General features: G+C 55.8%; 13 protein-coding genes. 6 read left to right on the top strand and 7 right to left on the bottom strand.

Going from position 1 to position 16,936, the window contains the following annotated elements:
• Positions 1–54: 54 nt before the first annotated feature.
• Positions 55–1,257, bottom strand: coding sequence for a nicotinate phosphoribosyltransferase (pncB, locus tag AC2T6E_RS05520; RefSeq protein ID WP_486690807.1), 1,203 nt, complete (start codon positions 1,255–1,257; stop codon positions 55–57).
• A gap of 254 nt (positions 1,258–1,511) precedes the next feature.
• On the opposite strand from pncB, the gene pepN reads away from it, so the two are divergent.
• The gene (pepN, locus tag AC2T6E_RS05515) at positions 1,512–4,124 is read left to right on the top strand and encodes an aminopeptidase N (RefSeq protein WP_120158480.1); all 2,613 of its coding nucleotides are present in this window, start codon (positions 1,512–1,514) and stop codon (positions 4,122–4,124) included.
• Positions 4,125–4,224: 100 nt separating this feature from the next.
• Here the strand turns inward: pepN and ssuB are convergent, their stop codons facing one another.
• From ssuB to ssuE, 5 genes are read right to left on the bottom strand one after another with little or no spacing between them, the layout of a single operon-like run.
• Positions 4,225–4,995, bottom strand: coding sequence for an aliphatic sulfonates ABC transporter ATP-binding protein (gene ssuB, locus AC2T6E_RS05510; protein WP_212473694.1), 771 nt, complete (start codon positions 4,993–4,995; stop codon positions 4,225–4,227).
• Entirely contained in the window at positions 4,992–5,783 is a 792-nt protein-coding gene (gene ssuC, locus AC2T6E_RS05505; protein ID WP_454539238.1) for an aliphatic sulfonate ABC transporter permease SsuC, read from the bottom strand. Before ssuC ends, ssuB begins: the two co-directional genes overlap by 4 nt.
• A gap of 9 nt (positions 5,784–5,792) precedes the next feature.
• Positions 5,793–6,938 carry an FMNH2-dependent alkanesulfonate monooxygenase gene (gene ssuD, locus AC2T6E_RS05500; RefSeq protein ID WP_454539239.1) on the bottom strand — a complete coding sequence of 382 codons (1,146 nt, stop codon included), beginning with the start codon at positions 6,936–6,938 and terminating at the stop codon, positions 5,793–5,795.
• Positions 6,935–7,897 (bottom strand): sulfonate ABC transporter substrate-binding protein, encoded by a 963-nt coding sequence (locus AC2T6E_RS05495; protein ID WP_089598368.1) that lies wholly within the window; start codon positions 7,895–7,897, stop codon positions 6,935–6,937. The genes ssuD and AC2T6E_RS05495 overlap by 4 nt, the downstream gene beginning before the upstream one ends.
• Positions 7,890–8,465 (bottom strand): NADPH-dependent FMN reductase, encoded by a 576-nt coding sequence (gene ssuE / locus AC2T6E_RS05490; RefSeq protein ID WP_010429323.1) that lies wholly within the window; start codon positions 8,463–8,465, stop codon positions 7,890–7,892. The genes AC2T6E_RS05495 and ssuE overlap by 8 nt, the downstream gene beginning before the upstream one ends.
• A 248-nt stretch (positions 8,466–8,713) precedes the next feature.
• Between ssuE and pyrD the strand changes: the two genes are divergently transcribed.
• A complete protein-coding gene (pyrD, locus tag AC2T6E_RS05485; protein WP_010429325.1) occupies positions 8,714–9,724 on the top strand; it encodes a quinone-dependent dihydroorotate dehydrogenase in 1,011 nt (336 codons plus the stop codon).
• Positions 9,725–9,889: 165 nt separating this feature from the next.
• A complete protein-coding gene (gene zapC, locus AC2T6E_RS05480; protein ID WP_042716264.1) occupies positions 9,890–10,432 on the top strand; it encodes a cell division protein ZapC in 543 nt (180 codons plus the stop codon).
• On the opposite strand, the gene AC2T6E_RS05475 is transcribed toward zapC, so the two are convergent.
• A complete protein-coding gene (locus AC2T6E_RS05475) occupies positions 10,429–11,538 on the bottom strand; it encodes a YcbX family protein (RefSeq protein WP_486690802.1) in 1,110 nt (369 codons plus the stop codon). The genes zapC and AC2T6E_RS05475 overlap by 4 nt on opposite strands.
• Positions 11,539–11,636: 98 nt before the next feature.
• Between AC2T6E_RS05475 and rlmKL the strand changes: the two genes are divergently transcribed.
• Genes rlmKL through pqiA form a run of 3 tightly spaced genes read left to right on the top strand, consistent with a single transcriptional unit; the run spans position 11,637 to position 16,932 of the window.
• The gene (gene rlmKL, locus AC2T6E_RS05470) at positions 11,637–13,745 is read left to right on the top strand and encodes a bifunctional 23S rRNA (guanine(2069)-N(7))-methyltransferase RlmK/23S rRNA (guanine(2445)-N(2))-methyltransferase RlmL (RefSeq protein ID WP_010429329.1); all 2,109 of its coding nucleotides are present in this window, start codon (positions 11,637–11,639) and stop codon (positions 13,743–13,745) included.
• 12 nt (positions 13,746–13,757) lie between these two features.
• On the top strand, positions 13,758–15,665 hold the full coding sequence (locus AC2T6E_RS05465) for an ABC transporter ATP-binding protein (protein ID WP_348552386.1): 1,908 nt from the start codon (positions 13,758–13,760) through the stop codon (positions 15,663–15,665).
• Between the two features lie 13 nt (positions 15,666–15,678).
• On the top strand, positions 15,679–16,932 hold the full coding sequence (gene pqiA, locus AC2T6E_RS05460; RefSeq protein ID WP_108416023.1) for a membrane integrity-associated transporter subunit PqiA: 1,254 nt from the start codon (positions 15,679–15,681) through the stop codon (positions 16,930–16,932).
• The last annotated feature ends 4 nt before the right edge of the window (positions 16,933–16,936 follow it).

Below are 16,936 nucleotides of genomic sequence, written 5' to 3'. Positions count from 1 at the left end.
GAAGAAATAAGAAATAAATAAGAAGTGGGGAGCCTTTACGGCTCCCGAATGCGGTTAACTGGCTTTTTTAACCTGCGGCAGATCGAAGGCTTTGCGCAATGCGCGGACAAAAGCTTTGTCATGACAGATGGTTTTACCCGGACTATCAGAGAGTTTCGCCACTGGCTTGCCGTTACATTCCACCAGCTTTATGACGATGTTCAGAGGTTTTACCTGAGGAATATCGCAGGTCAAACGGGTGCCAATACCAAAGCTCAGATTCACTCTGGAGGAGAAGTGGCGGTAAAGATCCACCGCTTTGGCTAAATCCAGGTTATCAGAGAAGACCAGCACTTTCGTCATCGGATCAATGCCCAGCTTCTCGTAATGGGCAATGGCCTTTTCACCCCATTCCACCGGGTCTCCGGAGTCATTGCGTAAACCCTGATAACGCTCAGCAAATTCAGGACCGAAGTCGCGCAGGAAGGCATCCATTGTGATGCAGTCGGTGAGGGCGATCCCCAGTTGATTCGGATACTCATCAAGCCATGCGGCCAGGGCCGCGCGCTGGCTATTGGCCAGGTCAGGGCTGATCTGCTGATGCGCCTGGAACCACTCGTGCGCCTGGGTGCCCATAGGCGTCAGGTCCAGACGACGCGCAAGGTCGTAATTACTGGTGCCCACAAACCACGGCTCTTGCTGAAGACGTTTAACAATAGCCTGCTGTACTTCGCGAGAGAAACGGCGGCGGGTGCCAAAGTCCATCAGGCGGAAGCGGGACATATCCAGCCCTTCGGTCAGGTGGGAAAATTCAACCAGCTTATGCTCCAGTGAGGCAACCGCCTGTTCGACGCCGGTTTCCGGCGAACGGTAGCGGTGGGCCAACTCGCTGATCACCGCCAGAAGCGGCACTTCCCACATGATCACTTCACGCCACGGACCGGCAAGGCGGATATTCAGCTTGCCATTATCGTTAGTCACCGTGACCTGCTCTGGCTTGTAGCGGAAGTCGCGCAGCCAGGTAAGGTAGTCAGCTTTAAAGAAGGGCAGGCCGGAAAGCCAGTGATATTCGTCGTCCTGCAGCGCCAGGTGCTGCATGGCATCGACCTGTTCACGAATGGAATCCGCGTAGATACCCAGCAAGTCGTCGCCCCGGCAGCGAAACTCCGCCGCAACATGAACGTCATGGTAATGGTGGAAAACGGCTTGCTGCATATGCAGTTTATACGCGTCGGTATCCAGCAACGTATGCAGAACAGGAGAAGCGAATTGAGTCATAGGTGCGCAGTAGCATCCTCTCACGGGAGCGTTTAGTACAATAAACAACTCCGGAGTATACCTGTTTTAGTGATTTATTGAACCCCGATCACAACATAAGCGCTCTTTATGGTCGAGGGCATTTTGTGCCTCGTGTTATACAAATGTAGCGAAAAAGGTGTTTGTACCTGAAAAGATGAACATTCTGCATAGCGCGTTTTAGACAACAGGAATATATTGAAACGTTACTCGACAAACGATGCATAAGGTTTTCTATGACACAACAGCCACAAGCCAAATACCGCCACGACTACCGTGCGCCGGATTACCTGATTAGCGATATCGATCTGACTTTTGACCTGGATGCCACTAAAACCGTCGTGACAGCGGTGAGCCAGGTGACGCGCCAGAGCGCGACGGCTGTACCGCTGCGTCTTGATGGTGAAGACCTGACGCTGGTTTCCCTGCATATTAATGATGAAGCGTGGGCTGATTATAAAGAAGAAGGCAACCAGCTGGTTATCGACAACCTGCCGGAACGCTTTACGCTGCGCATCGTCAACGAAATCAGCCCGGCCGCCAATACCGCGCTGGAAGGGCTCTACCAGTCAGGCGTGGCGCTGTGTACCCAGTGTGAAGCAGAAGGCTTCCGCCACATTACCTGGTATCTGGATCGCCCGGACGTCCTGGCGCGCTTTACCACCAAAATCATTGCCGATAAAACCCTCTATCCGTTCCTGCTCTCGAACGGCAACCGCGTGGGCGAAGGCGAGCTGGAGAACGGTCGTCACTGGGTACAGTGGCAGGATCCGTTCCCGAAACCGTGCTACCTGTTTGCGCTGGTGGCGGGTGATTTCGATGTCCTGCGCGACACCTACAAAACCCGCTCTGGCCGCGACGTGGCGCTGGAACTGTTTGTTGACCGCGGCAACCTTGACCGCGCGCCGTGGGCGATGACCTCGCTCATCAACTCCATGAAGTGGGACGAAGAGCGCTTCGGCCTCGAATACGATCTCGACATTTATATGATCGTCGCCGTCGACTTCTTCAACATGGGCGCGATGGAGAACAAAGGTCTTAACGTCTTTAACTCCAAATACGTGCTGGCGCGTACCGATACCGCCACCGATAAAGACTATCTCGATATCGAACGCGTGATCGGGCACGAATATTTCCATAACTGGACCGGTAACCGCGTCACCTGCCGCGACTGGTTCCAGCTGAGCCTGAAAGAGGGCTTAACCGTTTTCCGCGACCAGGAGTTCAGCTCCGATCTGGGCTCCCGCGCAGTGAACCGCATCAACAACGTGCGCACCATGCGCGGCCTGCAGTTTGCGGAAGATGCCAGCCCAATGGCGCACCCGATTCGCCCGGATAAAGTCATCGAGATGAATAACTTCTACACCCTGACGGTGTACGAAAAGGGCGCTGAAATCATCCGCATGATCCACACCCTGCTGGGCGAAGAGAATTTCCAGAAAGGGATGCAGCTCTACTTCGAGCGTCACGACGGCAGCGCCGCCACCTGCGACGACTTCGTCCAGGCGATGGAAGACGCGTCCAACGTGGATCTGTCCCATTTCCGCCTCTGGTACAGCCAGGCCGGCACACCTGTCGTGACCGTTAAAGACGACTACAATCCGGAGACCGAGCAGTACACCCTGACCATCAGCCAGCGCACGCCGCCAACGGCCGAGCAGGCGGAGAAGCAGCCGCTGCACATTCCGTTCAGCATTGAGCTGTACGATAACGAAGGCAAAGTGATCCCCCTGAAGAAGGGCGGTCACCCGGTACACAGCGTGCTAAACGTCACCCAGGCGGAGCAGACGTTTATTTTCGATAATGTTTACTTCCAGCCGGTACCTGCGCTGCTGTGCGAATTCTCTGCGCCGGTAAAACTGGAGTACAAGTGGAGCGATCAGCAGTTGACGTTCCTGATGCGTCACGCGCGCAATGACTTCTCTCGCTGGGATGCAGCGCAGAGCCTGCTGGCAACCTACATCAAGCTGAACGTGAACCGTTATCAGCAGGGCCAGCCGCTGACGCTGCCGGTTCATGTTGCGGATGCCTTCCGCGCGATCCTGCTGGACGAGAACATTGACCCGGCACTGGCGGCTGAAATCCTGACCTTACCGTCCGCGACTGAAATCGCCGAGCTGTTCGAGATTATCGACCCGATTGCGATTGTCGCAGTGCGTGAAGCGCTAACCCGCACGCTGGCTGCCGAACTGGCGGATGAATTCCTGGCCATTTACAACGCCAACAAGCTGGATGCGTACCGCGTTGAGCATGCCGATATCGGCAAACGTTCCCTGCGCAATACCTGTCTGCGCTATCTGGCCTTTGGTGAGGTGGAACTGGCGAACACGCTGGTCAGCAAGCAGTATCACGAAGCCGATAACATGACCGACGCGCTGGCTGCACTCGCCGCAAGCGTTGCCGCCGAACTGCCGTGTCGTGATGCGCTAATGCAGGAGTACGATGACAAATGGCATCAGGATGGTCTGGTGATGGACAAATGGTTCATTCTGCAGTCCACCAGCCCGTCCGCCGATGTGCTGAGCACCGTACGTCGCCTGCTGAAGCACCGCTCGTTCACCATGAGCAACCCGAACCGCGTCCGCTCGCTGATTGGCGCGTTTGCCAGCAGCAACCCGGCTGCCTTCCACGCGGAAGACGGCAGCGGCTATCAATTTATGGTGGAAATGCTGACCGAGCTGAACAGCCGTAACCCGCAGGTGGCGTCGCGACTGATTGAGCCGCTGATCCGCCTGAAACGCTACGATGCGAAGCGTCAGGCGAAGATGCGCGCCGCGCTTGAGCAGCTTAAAGGGCTGGAGAACCTGTCTGGCGATCTGTACGAGAAGATTGCTAAGGCGCTGGCCTGATGTAAAAAAGCCCGGTGGCGCTACGCTTACCGGGCCTACGTGGGGTCGCGGGGCATCGGTTTTCTCCCTCTCCCTGTGGGAGAGGGCCGGGGTGAGGGCATCATGCATTGGCCTTTATCCGCTGAATCTCCGCTTCCCCACGTTTCATCACCCGATCCAACACTTCCGCCTCCAGCTCCGCCAGTTTTGCCGAGCCCACGCGGCGCGGGCGCGGGATATCCACCGTCAAATCCAGACCAATCTTCCCGTCTTCTATCAGCAGCACCCGGTCCGCCATCGCGACGGCCTCGCTCACGTCATGCGTCACCAGCAGTACCGTAAAGCCATGCTCCTGCCACAGGGACTCAATCAAATCCTGCATTTCAATCCGCGTCAGCGCATCAAGCGCGCCGAGCGGTTCATCAAGCAACAGCAGGCCGGGACGGTGAATCAACGCGCGCGCCAGCGCCACGCGCTGTTTCTGTCCCCCTGACAGCGCAGCAGGCCACTCGCCTGCGCGGTTTTCCAGCCCGACGGCGGCCAGCGCCTGACGCGCGTTATCCCGCCAGTTGCCCTTCAGGCCGAGACCGACGTTGTCGATAACCGTTTTCCACGGCAGCAGGCGCGCGTCCTGAAACATCATGCGCGTATCGTCCTGAATATTGGCCAGCGGCGTTGAGCCTGCCAGGATTTCACCGCCGTTGGGGGCTTCCAGCCCGGCCAGAAGGCGTAGCAACGTACTCTTGCCACCGCCGCTGCGTCCGACAACGGCCACAAATTGTCCGGCGGGAATATGCAGATCCAGCCCGTTGAGAATAGTATTTTCGCCGTAGCGTTTGGTGACGCTGTTAAGCAGTAACGGCGTCCCCTGGTTCAGTCGTGCAGTATTCATGCTTTTGCCTCCTGAAGGGTATAGGCCGGGTTCCAGCGCAGCCAGCTGCGCTCCAGCCACTGGGCGCTGACGTCGGCGAGTTTGCCGAGCAGGGCGTAAAGGATGATGGCTACCACCACCACGTCGGTTTGCAGGAATTCACGGGCGTTCATCGCCAGATAGCCAATGCCGGAGTTAGCCGAAATGGTTTCCGCCACAATCAGCGTCAGCCACATCAGGCCGAGCGCAAAACGCACCCCAACCATAATCGAGGGCAGGGCGCCCGGCAGGATCACGTGTATAAAGAGAGAAAAACCGGACAAGCCATAGCTTCTCGCCATCTCGACCAGACCGCGATCGATATTGCGGATGCCGTGCCAGGTGTTGATGTAAATCGGGAACAGCGTGCCCAGCGCCACGAGGAAGATCTTGGCGCTCTCATCAATGCCAAACCACAGGATAACCAGCGGGATCAGCGCCAGATGCGGCACGTTGCGCAGCATCTGTATAGACGTATCAAGCAGCCGCTCACCCCACCGCGAAAGGCCGCTGATCAGACCCAGAACCAGACCGATACTGCCGCCAATGGAAAACCCAATCACGGCGCGCCATGAGCTGATCGCCAGATGCTGCCATAGCTCTCCGCTCACGCTCAGCGACCAGAACGCTTCAACAACGCCCTCCGGAGAGGGCAGAATGCGGCTCGACAGCCAGCCGGTGGACGACGCGAGCTGCCAGAAAGCCACGATGCCGACGGGTAAAAACCACGGCGCGGCGCGCAGCAGCCATTTTTGTGAGGTGGCAGACATGGTCACTCCTTAGCTCTGCGCGGCTTTTCGTGGAATAAATTCGTTCGCCACGGCTTCGCCCTGAAGCTGGAGTTGCTGCGGCTGCGGAATTTCCGGGATGGCGACATCCAGGTGCGGGAATAACAGTTCGCCCACCTTGTAGGCCTCTTCCAGATGCGGATAGCCGGAGAGGATAAAGCTGTCGATGCCCAGGTCAGCGTATTCATTAATCCGCGCGGCCACCGTTGGACCATCGCCGACCAGCGCCGTACCTGCGCCGCCGCGTACCAGACCAACACCCGCCCACAGGTTCGGGCTGATCTCCAGATTCTCGCGCTCGCCGTTGTGCAGGGACGCCATCCGGTGCTGCCCGACGGAGTCGGTTTTCGCAAACGCGGCCTGCGCTTTCGCGATGGTCTCATCGTCCAGATGGGAAATCAGGCGGTCGGCGGCCTGCCAGGCTTCCTCATTGGTTTCGCGCACAATCACATGAAGGCGAATACCGAAACGCACCTTGCGACCTTGGGCTGCTGCTTTGGCACGGACCTGGGCAATTTTTTCTTTCACCAGCTCAGGCGGTTCGCCCCAGGTCAGGTAGAGATCGACCTGCTCGGCGGCCAGATCCTGGGCCACATCCGACGATCCGCCAAAATAGAGCGGCGGGCGCGGCTGCTGCACCGGCGGGAAGTAGAGTTTCGCGTCGCGAACGTGAATATGTTTGCCTTCGAAGGTGACGGTTTCACCTTCCAGCAGGCGTCGCCAGACGCGGGTGAATTCGGCGGAGGCCTCGTAGCGCTCCGTGTGATCGAGGAAAACGCCATCGCCCGCCAGCTCCTGCGGATCGCTACCGGTGACAAGGTTAAACAGGGCGCGGCCGTTGGACAGTCTGTCCAGCGTTGCCGCCTGACGCGCCGCCACGGTGGGGGAAACCACGCTTGGACGTAACGCGACCAGGAACTTCAGACGCTGGGTGACCGGGATCATCGACGCGGCGACCAGCCACGCATCCTCGCATGACCGTCCGGTTGGGATCAGCACGCCGGTGAAACCGATTCGGTCCGCTGCCTGGGCAATCTGCTGCAGATAGCCATAGTCAACCGGGCGTGAACCCTCTTCTGTACCAAGATAGTGTCCATCACCGTGGGTGGGTAAAAACCAGAAAAGATTCAGACTCATGATTTAGCTCCTTCTTTGCCTGCGGGCTGCCAGATGCGTTCGCGAATATTGACCTGTTTTGGCACCAGGCGGTTTTGATAGAAAAGGTCAGCGGTTTGTTGCTGAAGGGCGGCGACCTGCGCATTAACAGGCGCAATGGTGGTCGGCGGACGGTGGCTGAGATAGCTCGCGATCACCGGTTCAGGTAAGCCCATGGTTTTTGCCAGCAGGGTAATGCTTTCCTGACGCTGGCTCTGGGTCAGGGCATCGGCCTGGGTAAAGGTATCCAGTACGCCCTGAATGAATGCGCCGTTTTTCTCCGCGTAAGGACGTGCAGCGAGATAGAACGAGCCGGTTTGTTTCAGCGTGGTGCCATCTTTCAGCACCCGCACGCCACCCTGCAGTAAGGCTGCGGAGTAGTACGGATCCCAGATGGCCCAGGCATCCACGTTCTTCTGCTGGAACGCGGCGCGCGCGTCGGCAGGCGTCAGGTAAACGGGCTGAATGTCGGTGAACTTAAGCCCGGCCTCTTGCAGGGCGCGCAGCAGCAAGTTGTGTGAGCTGGAACCTTTCTGGAAAGCCACTTTATGGCCTTTAAGATCGGCAACGCTTTTAATCTCGCTATTTTCAGGTACCAGAATCACCTCGGCTTTCGGTTTAGCGGGTTCAACCCCCACATAGACCAGATCGGCCCCGGCAGCCTGAGCAAAGATAGGCGGAATATCGCCCGTGCTGCCCAAATCGATACTGCCGACGTTCAACGCCTCCAGCATCTGTGGGCCTGCAGGGAACTCCACCCAGGAGAATTTGGTGTCCGGGAAGCGTTTTTCCAGAAGCTGGTGGCTTTTCGCCAGCACCATGCTGACGCTGCCTTTCTGATAGCCGATGCGCAGGCTTTCCGGCGCGGTTTCCGCCGCATGAGCCAGCGACGACAGAGCCATCAGCCCTGCCAGCCCGATACGTGTCAGTGTTTTAAACATGAGCGACTCCTTGCGACGGATTAAAAGCGGGAACCTGGATATCCCGGCGATGCAGCGCATGCCAGAACGTTTCCAGCGCGGCATCAAGGCGAGTTTGCAGATTCGGCGTAAAGTGGGGTTTGTGTTGATAGTCGATGACCTGTGAATCATCTGCGAAAACGCCATGCAGGATTTCCTGTGCTTTCAGGGCGTTCAGCACCGGTTTCAGGGCGTAATCCACCGCCAGTAAATGGGCAACCGTACCGCCCGTAGCCAGCGGCAGCACCACTTTGCCGTCCAGCGCGCGCTCCGGAAGCAGGTCAAGCAGGGTTTTCAGTGCGCCAGAAAAAGAGGCTTTATAAATGGGCGTCGCCACAATTAAGCCATCTGCCCCCTTGAGCTGCTCGATCAGTGTTTTCAGCGCGGGGCTGTCGAAGCGGGCATAGAGCAAATCTTCAGGTTCGAAGTTATGCAGATTCCAGTGGCACACTTCCACATCCAGAGCAGTGAGCTTTTCGCGGGCATATTCCAACAGGGCGCTGGAACGCGAGGGAAACCGTGGACTACCGGCCAGGGTGATGACGCGCATGTTTGCTCCTTATAACTAATTGTTTGCTTTTATCTAACATTCATAACAATTTTAAGGAGTGTGACATCGCCGGGTTATTCCACTAAATGATTTATCTGCAATTTAAATGCGAAAAAGTGCATAAGAAACAGGCGCGCAGGTAAACGTTTGCGTTTTGCGCGATTTTTTTGCCGCAGGTCAATTCCCTTTCCGGGCGGGATCGCACATAATCCCCTCCCGGTTTGCACACCGGGAATCCAGGAGAGTTCATGTACTACCCCTTCGTTCGTAAAGCCCTTTTCCAGCTCGATCCTGAGCGCGCTCATGAATTTACATTCCAGCAATTACGTCGTATTACAGGCACGCCTCTGGCTGCGCTGGTGCGTCAAAATGTGCCGGAAAAACCTGTCCAATGCATGGGCCTGACCTTCAAGAATCCGCTGGGCCTGGCGGCCGGTCTGGATAAAAATGGCGAATGTATTGATGCCCTGGGCGCGATGGGGTTTGGCTCCATCGAAATCGGTACCGTTACGCCGCGTCCGCAGCCGGGTAACGACAAGCCGCGTCTGTTCCGCCTGGTCGAAGCTGAGGGTTTGATCAACCGCATGGGCTTCAACAACCTCGGTGTCGATCATCTGGTTGAGAACGTTAAAAAATCCCATTTTGATGGCGTATTAGGCATCAATATTGGTAAAAATAAAGACACGCCGGTGGAGCAGGGCAAAGATGACTATCTGATTTGTATGGAAAAAGTCTATGCCTATGCCGGTTATATTGCGGTGAATATTTCATCACCCAATACCCCGGGCCTGCGCTCATTACAATATGGCGATGCGCTGGACGATCTTCTGAGTGCCATTAAAAATAAACAAAACGAGCTCCAGGCGATCCACCATAAATATGTTCCGGTCGCGGTTAAGATCGCGCCGGATCTTTCTATTGAAGAATTGATCCAGGTTGCCGACAGTTTAGTACGTCATAATATTGATGGTGTGATAGCAACCAATACAACGCTCGATCGTTCTCTCGTTCAGGGAATGAAAAACTGTGACGAAGCGGGTGGGTTAAGTGGCCGTCCGGTACAATTAAAAAGTACGGAAATTATTCGCGCACTCTCTGCTGAATTACAGGGACGTCTTCCCATTATTGGCGTGGGCGGTATCGACTCTGTTATTGCTGCCCGCGAGAAGATGGCTGCCGGGGCATCACTGGTGCAAATTTATTCCGGCTTTATTTTTAAAGGGCCGCCATTGATTAAAGAAATCGTTACTCATATCTAATCTTTTCTCCTAATCAGACAACCAGGGCTTTATTTCCGGCCCTGGTTGTTTTATATTCCGTCACTGTTGCTTATTTAGTCATTATAGTCTTTTATTAATGGTGTTATAAACGAGGCGGCAAACAGGACATTTTTAGTACAGGACGTTTGGGGACGGGAGAGACACATGCGAATTAAACCTGACGATAACTGGCGCTGGTATTTTTGCGACGAGCACGATCGTATGATGCTCGATTTAGCCAATGGCATGTTGTTTCGTTCACGTTTTCCGCGTCGAATGTTAACCCCGGACGCTTTCTCGCCGTCAGGCTTTTGTGTGGACGATGCAGCGCTTTATTTTTCCTTCGAAGAAAAATGCCGCGACCTGATGCTCTCCAAAGAACAGCGCGCTGAGCTGGTCCTGAATGCGCTGGTGGCTATCCGTTTCCTGAAACCGCAAATGCCAAAAAGCTGGCATTTTCTTGCTCATGGCATGAGCTGGACCCCGGCAACGGGCGATGCGGCAAGCGTCAATCTGAGCGATACCGCAGAAGAGGTGAATTTACTGGTCGTTGAACCCGGTGAAAACGCCGCGCTCTGTTTGTTAGCGCAGCCCGGCGTGACCATTGCCGGGCGAGTTATGCAGTTAGGTGATGCGATCAAAGTCATGAATGACAGGCTGAAGCCACAGCTGCGCGTTGATTCGTTCAGCCTTGAACAGGCCGTTTAAGCTTCCAGCTGGACAGACGTTTTCGGCACACAGCTGCAGCATAAAATCGTACCGTCATCACCTACCGCCGATTTCTTCAGCGCAGTGACTTCACCCTCGATCAGTTTGATTCGACAGCATCCGCAAATACCTGCACGACAGGAGTAAGGTACGCGGATCCCTGCCTGTTCCAGTTGCTCAAGTAATACCTGCTGATTGTTGCCACGGATAACTTTACCCTGCCAGTGAATATCGACCCCTGACGAAGGCGCGGACTCGATATCGACAAACTCCTCTTCCTGGCTGGAACCATAAATCCTGGCGAGACCACGGGTGAGGATTTCTACTTCGTCACCGACGCGGATCACGCCGCTGGAGCGCGGGATGAGGTTCTGACCGAAATCCACATCACCGTTGTCCTGGGCGGTACGGAATGACTGCAACGTTTTCAACGGTTCACCGGAAGGATGTTTTTGGCCTTTTTCCGGGCTGACAGTGGTGAATATGCAGCGACTACAGGGCTTCACCACGTCGAAAATCACGCTGCCGATGCGGATCACCTTCCAGGTATCTTCGTCCCAGGCGTCGGCACCTGTGACCACCAGGTTAGGGCGGAACTGTTCCATCTGAACGCTGGCTTTGCAGCGGCGCTGTAAATCACGCAGCGAGGCTTCGTTGGTCAGCAGGAACGGGAAACCATCGGCGAAGGAGAGGGGAACGGCGTCATGGCGCTTCACGCGACGCGTCAGTTCAGGACCAACCCAGCGCAACTGCACGTCGCGGGAGAAGAACCCGCTCAGCCAGCGGTTAATTTCATCCGGGGCGATGCGCGCGGTAAAATGATTGCCCCACACTTCCGTTGGCGCGTCGACAGGGGCAAAATCAGCAAAGCGAATCACTACGCTGGAACCGTCCGGCGCGGTCAGGTGCAAACCGTCATGAAGTGGAGAAGGGGTAAAGCGAACCATCTGCGGGAACTGGCGTGCGGTAATGAACGTACCGTCAGGCTCGGTGACCATAAAAATGCGATCGAAGGCGAATCCGCTCATGTCGGCCAGCGCGTGAGAGACGCCGATGCCGCGCATGGATTTCACCGGATGAATAAAAAGCCTGGATAACGTCGCCACTGCACACTCCCACAAATGAAAATAAGCCTTCAACTTTATGACATACACGCCATATTAGCTATAATGCGCGACAATTTTCTAAGAGTAAAAGTGACGATATGAATTCTCTGTTTGCCAGTACGGCCCGTGGGCTGGAAGAGCTGTTAAAAACTGAACTGGAAAGCCTGGGCGCGCAAGAGTGTCAGGTGGTTCAGGGTGGTGTCCATTTTGAGGGCGACACGCGGCTTATTTACCAGAGCCTGATGTGGAGCCGTCTGGCGTCGCGCATCATGCTGCCGATGAAAGAGTGCAAGGTCTATAGCGACCTGGACCTCTATACCGGCGTACAGATGATCGACTGGACAGAGATCTTCACGCCAAATGCCACCTTTGCGGTGCATTTCAACGGCGTGAACGACGAGATCCGCAACAGCCAGTACGGTGCCCTGCGTGTAAAAGACGCCATTGTGGACTGCTTCACGCGTAAAAATAAGGAGCGTCCAAACGTCGATCGCGAAAATCCGGATCTGCGTATTAACGTCTGGCTGAACGGCGACACGGCAAGTATCTCTCTCGATCTGAGCGGCGCGGGGCTGCACCTGCGCGGCTACCGCGATCGCACCGGTATGGCGCCGATCAAAGAAACGCTGGCCGCCGCCATCGTCATGCGCTCCGGCTGGCAGCCGGGCACGCCGCTGCTCGACCCAATGTGTGGTTCTGGTACGCTGCTGATAGAAGCAGCCATGCTGGCAACTGACCGTGCGCCGGGGCTGCATCGCGGTCACTGGGGCTTTAAAGGCTGGGCACAGCACGATGAAGCACTCTGGAAAGAGGTCAAAGACGATGCGCAGACCCGCGCGCGTAAAGGCCTGGCGGAGTACACCTCCCACTTCTACGGTTCGGACAGCGACCCGCGCGTCATTGAGCGCGCGCGCAGCAACGCCCGTCGCGCCGGTATCGGCGAGCTGGTCACCTTCGACGTGAAAGACGTGGCGAACCTGACCAACCCGCTGCCAAAAGGCCCGTATGGCACCGTAATCAGTAACCCGCCATACGGCGAGCGTCTGGACAGCGAGCCGGCGCTGATTGCTCTGCACAGCCTGCTGGGCCGCAATATGAAGGATTACTTCGGTGGCTGGAATCTCTCCCTGTTTAGCGCCTCGCCGGAGCTGCTGAGCTGCCTGCAGCTGCGTGCCGATCGCCAGTTTAAGGCGAAAAACGGCCCGCTGGACTGCGTGCAGAAAAACTACCATCTGGCAGAGAAAGCGGCGGACAGCAAGCCGTCCGGCGTGGCGGAAGATTACGCCAACCGCCTGCGCAAGAACCTGAAGAAATATGAGAAATGGGCAAAGCAGGAAGGGATTGAATGCTACCGCCTGTACGACGCTGACCTGCCGGAGTACAACGTGGCGGTTGACCGCTACGCGGACTGGGTGGTGATTCAGGAATATGCGCCACCGAAAACCATTGATGCGCAAAAAGCGCGTCAGCGTATGCTGGACGTCATTGCGGCAACCATCGCCGTGCTCGGCATCACGCCGAACAAACTGGTGCTGAAAACCCGCGAGCGTCAGAAGGGCAAAAACCAGTACCAGAAGATGGGCGAGAAGGGCGACTTTATCGAAGTGGGCGAGTACAACGCGCGCCTGTGGGTAAACCTGACCGACTATCTTGATACCGGCCTGTTCCTTGACCACCGTATCGCGCGCCGCATGCTGGGCCAGATGAGCAAGGGTAAAGACTTCCTCAACCTGTTCTCCTATACCGGTAGCGCGAGCGTGCATGCAGGTTTGGGCGGGGCGCGTAGCACCACCACGGTGGATATGTCTCGCACCTATCTGGAGTGGGCGGAGCGTAACCTGCGTCTGAACGGCCTGACCGGACGCCAGCATCGCCTGATGCAGGCCGACGTGCTGGGCTGGCTGCGTGATACCGACGAGCAGTTCGACCTGATCTTTATCGATCCGCCGACCTTCTCCAACTCCAAGCGTATGGAGGATAGCTTTGATGTTCAACGCGATCACCTGCGCCTGATGACCGACCTGAAACGCTTGCTGCGTAAAGGCGGCACCATTATGTTCTCGAACAACAAACGCGGCTTCCGCATGGATCATGAAGGCTTAGCCACGCTGGGACTGAAAGCGCAAGAAATCAGCCAGAAAACGCTGTCTCAGGACTTTGCCCGTAACCGTCAGATCCATAACTGCTGGTTAATCTCAGCAGTCTGAAAGGAAATATAAATGTCACTAATTAGCATGCACGGCGCCTGGCTGTCTTTCAGCGATGCGCCCCTTCTCGACGATACTGAACTGCACATTGAAGATAACGAACGTGTTTGTCTGGTAGGCCGTAACGGCGCGGGTAAATCCACGCTGATGAAGATCCTTAACCGTGAGCAGGGTCTGGATGACGGCCGTATCGTTTACGAACAAGATCTGATTGTTTCTCGACTGCAGCAGGATCCACCGCGTAACGTGGCGGGCACCGTCTACGACTTCGTTGCGGAGGGGATCTCTGAACAAGCCGAATACCTGAAGGGCTATCATGAAATTTCGCATCTGGTGATGACCGACCCGAGCGAAAAAAATCTTAATGAAATGGCGCGCCTGCAGGAACTGCTGGATCATCACGGCCTGTGGCAGCTTGAAAGCCGTATCACTGAAGTGCTGGACCAGCTAGGTCTGGATGCGGATATGGAACTGGCATCACTTTCCGGCGGCTGGCTGCGTAAAGCGGCACTGGGACGCGCGCTGGTCAGCGGCCCGAAAGTGCTGTTGCTGGACGAACCGACCAACCACCTGGACATTGAAGCCATCGACTGGCTGGAAGGGTTCCTGAAGACCTTCAACGGCACCATCATCTTCATTTCGCACGACCGTTCGTTTATCCGCAACATGGCGACCCGCATTGTCGATCTCGATCGCGGAAAACTGGTGACCTATCCTGGCGATTACGACACCTATCTGCTGGAAAAAGAAGAAAACCTGCGCGTAGAAGAGCTGCAAAACGCTGAGTTTGACCGCAAGCTGGCGCAAGAAGAGGTCTGGATCCGCCAGGGTATCAAAGCCCGCCGTACCCGTAACGAAGGCCGCGTGCGTGCGTTAAAAGCGATGCGTAACGAGCGTAGCGCCCGCCGTGAGGTGATGGGTAGCGCGAAGATGCAGGTGGAAGAGGCATCCCGCTCGGGCAAAATCGTCTTTGAGATGGAAAACGTGAATTACCAGGTTGACGGTAAAGTGCTGGTGAAAGACTTTTCCGCTCAGGTTCAGCGTGGCGACAAAATTGCCCTTATTGGCCCGAACGGCTGTGGTAAAACCACGCTGCTCAAGCTGATGTTAGGCCAGCTGCAGGCTGATAGCGGCCGCGTTCACTGTGGTACGAAGCTGGAAGTGGCCTACTTCGACCAGCACCGCGCTGAGCTTGACCCGGACAGAACGGTGATGGATAACCTCGCTGAAGGTAAGCAAGAGGTGATGGTTAACGGTAAGCCGCGCCACGTGCTGGGTTATTTGCAGGACTTCCTGTTCCATCCGAAACGCGCAATGACACCGGTACGCGCGCTGTCTGGCGGCGAGCGAAATCGTCTGCTGCTGGCACGTCTGTTCCTGAAGCCAAGTAACCTGTTGATTCTCGATGAACCAACCAACGATCTGGATGTCGAAACGCTGGAATTACTGGAGGAGTTAATCGACGGTTATCAGGGAACCGTGATGCTGGTGAGCCACGATCGTCAGTTCGTTGATAACACCGTGACCGAGTGCTGGATTTTTGAAGGTGAAGGCCGGATTGGTCAATACGTGGGCGGTTATCATGACGCGCGTGGACAACAAACCCAGTCGCTGCTGCAAAAACAGGCAAAATCCAAAAGTGCACCGGAACCGGTTGTAGCGAAAGCAGAAACTGTCAAAAAATCTCCTGCTAAAATGAGCTATAACCTGCAGCGCGAACTGGAAGGCTTACCTCAGCGTCTTGAAGAACTGGAAGCTGCTCTTGAAACGCTGCAAATTCAGGTTGCTGATGCGTCATTCTTTACGCAGCCGCACGACTATACTCAGAAAATATTGGCTGAACTGTCCGCGGCTGAAAAAGCCCTGGAAGAAGCATTTGAGCGCTGGGAGTACCTCGAGTCTCTGAAAAACGGCGCATAAACAGGGATTAACTATGTGTGACCAGCACCACGCCGACAGGCATATATTATGCTCGCAATGCGATATGCTCGTGGCGTTGCCAGAGCTTGGTCACGGACATAAAGCCCTGTGTCCACGTTGCGGCGCAACGTTGACGACGGAGTGGGACGCGCCAAGGCAGCGTCCCACTGCTTATGCTCTTGCTGCATTGTTCATGCTGCTGCTTTCCAACCTCTTCCCTTTCATTTATATGAAAGTGGGCGGCATGACCAGCGAGGTCGATCTGCTTGAAATTCCTGGCGTGATGTTCTCGGAAGATTACGCCAGCCTCGGCACCTTTTTCCTCCTCTTTGTCCAAATCGTCCCGGCGTTCTGTCTGGTGGTGATCCTGTTGCTGGTAAACCGCATCAGGATGCCCACATCCCTTAAAATTAAACTCGCGCGTATCCTGTTCCAGCTGAAAAGTTGGGGGATGGCCGAGATTTTTCTGGCGGGGATTCTGGTCAGCTTCGTCAAGCTGATGGCCTATGGTGATGTGGGAATTGGCAGCAGCTTTATTCCCTGGTGCCTTTACTGTGTATTACAGCTGCGCGCCTTCCAGTGCGTAGACAGGCGATGGGCGTGGGATGACATCGCGCCAGCACCGACGCTTGCGCAGACGGTTAAGGTCGGTGTGCCGGGTATCCGTCAGGGGCTGCGCTCTTGCTCATGCTGTACCGCCGTTCTGCCCGCGGATCTCGATGTGTGTCCTCGCTGTGAAACGAAAGGCCATGTACGTCGTAAAAATAGCCTGCAGTGGACGATGGCGTTGCTGGTCACGTCAATCATGCTCTATCTGCCAGCCAATATTCTGCCCATTATGATCACCGATTTACTCGGCGACAAAATGCCCTCAACCATCCTCGCTGGAGTCGTTTTGCTGTGGGGCGAAGGATCCTATCCGGTGGCTGGCGTGATCTTCATCGCCAGCATTATGGTGCCAACCTTAAAAATGATCGCCATTGCCTGGCTGTGCTGGGACGCGAAAGGTCACGGCAAACGCGACAGCGAACGCATGCACCTGATTTACGAAGTTGTTGAATTTGTTGGCCGCTGGTCAATGATTGATGTGTTTGTCATCGCCGTTCTCTCTGCGCTGGTGCGCATGGGAGGACTGATGAGTATTTATCCCGCAATGGGAGCGCTAATGTTTGCGTTGGTCGTCATTATGACCATGTTTGCGGCCATGACCTTCGACCCTCGTTTATCGTGGGATCGTGAGCCCGAGTCAAGCCATGAGGAAGAGTAAGAGC

This window comes from Enterobacter sp. B79-1 (assembly GCF_057444735.1).
Note: the sequence above shows the minus strand (reverse complement) of the source record. Positions and strands in the feature narration are given on the sequence as shown.

Bases quoted from the DNA above. Each gene is read 5' to 3' on its own strand.
- pncB (WP_486690807.1), bottom strand. From the start codon at position 1,257: ATGACTCAATTCGCTTCTCCTGTTCTGCATACGTTGCTGGATACCGAC.
- pepN (WP_120158480.1), top strand. From the start codon at position 1,512: ATGACACAACAGCCACAAGCCAAATACCGCCACGACTACCGTGCGCCG.
- ssuB (WP_212473694.1), bottom strand. From the start codon at position 4,995: ATGAATACTGCACGACTGAACCAGGGGACGCCGTTACTGCTTAACAGC.
- ssuC (WP_454539238.1), bottom strand. From the start codon at position 5,783: ATGTCTGCCACCTCACAAAAATGGCTGCTGCGCGCCGCGCCGTGGTTT.
- ssuD (WP_454539239.1), bottom strand. From the start codon at position 6,938: ATGAGTCTGAATCTTTTCTGGTTTTTACCCACCCACGGTGATGGACAC.
- AC2T6E_RS05495 (WP_089598368.1), bottom strand. From the start codon at position 7,897: ATGTTTAAAACACTGACACGTATCGGGCTGGCAGGGCTGATGGCTCTG.
- ssuE (WP_010429323.1), bottom strand. From the start codon at position 8,465: ATGCGCGTCATCACCCTGGCCGGTAGTCCACGGTTTCCCTCGCGTTCC.
- pyrD (WP_010429325.1), top strand. From the start codon at position 8,714: ATGTACTACCCCTTCGTTCGTAAAGCCCTTTTCCAGCTCGATCCTGAG.
- zapC (WP_042716264.1), top strand. From the start codon at position 9,890: ATGCGAATTAAACCTGACGATAACTGGCGCTGGTATTTTTGCGACGAG.
- rlmKL (WP_010429329.1), top strand. From the start codon at position 11,637: ATGAATTCTCTGTTTGCCAGTACGGCCCGTGGGCTGGAAGAGCTGTTA.
- AC2T6E_RS05465 (WP_348552386.1), top strand. From the start codon at position 13,758: ATGTCACTAATTAGCATGCACGGCGCCTGGCTGTCTTTCAGCGATGCG.
- pqiA (WP_108416023.1), top strand. From the start codon at position 15,679: ATGTGTGACCAGCACCACGCCGACAGGCATATATTATGCTCGCAATGC.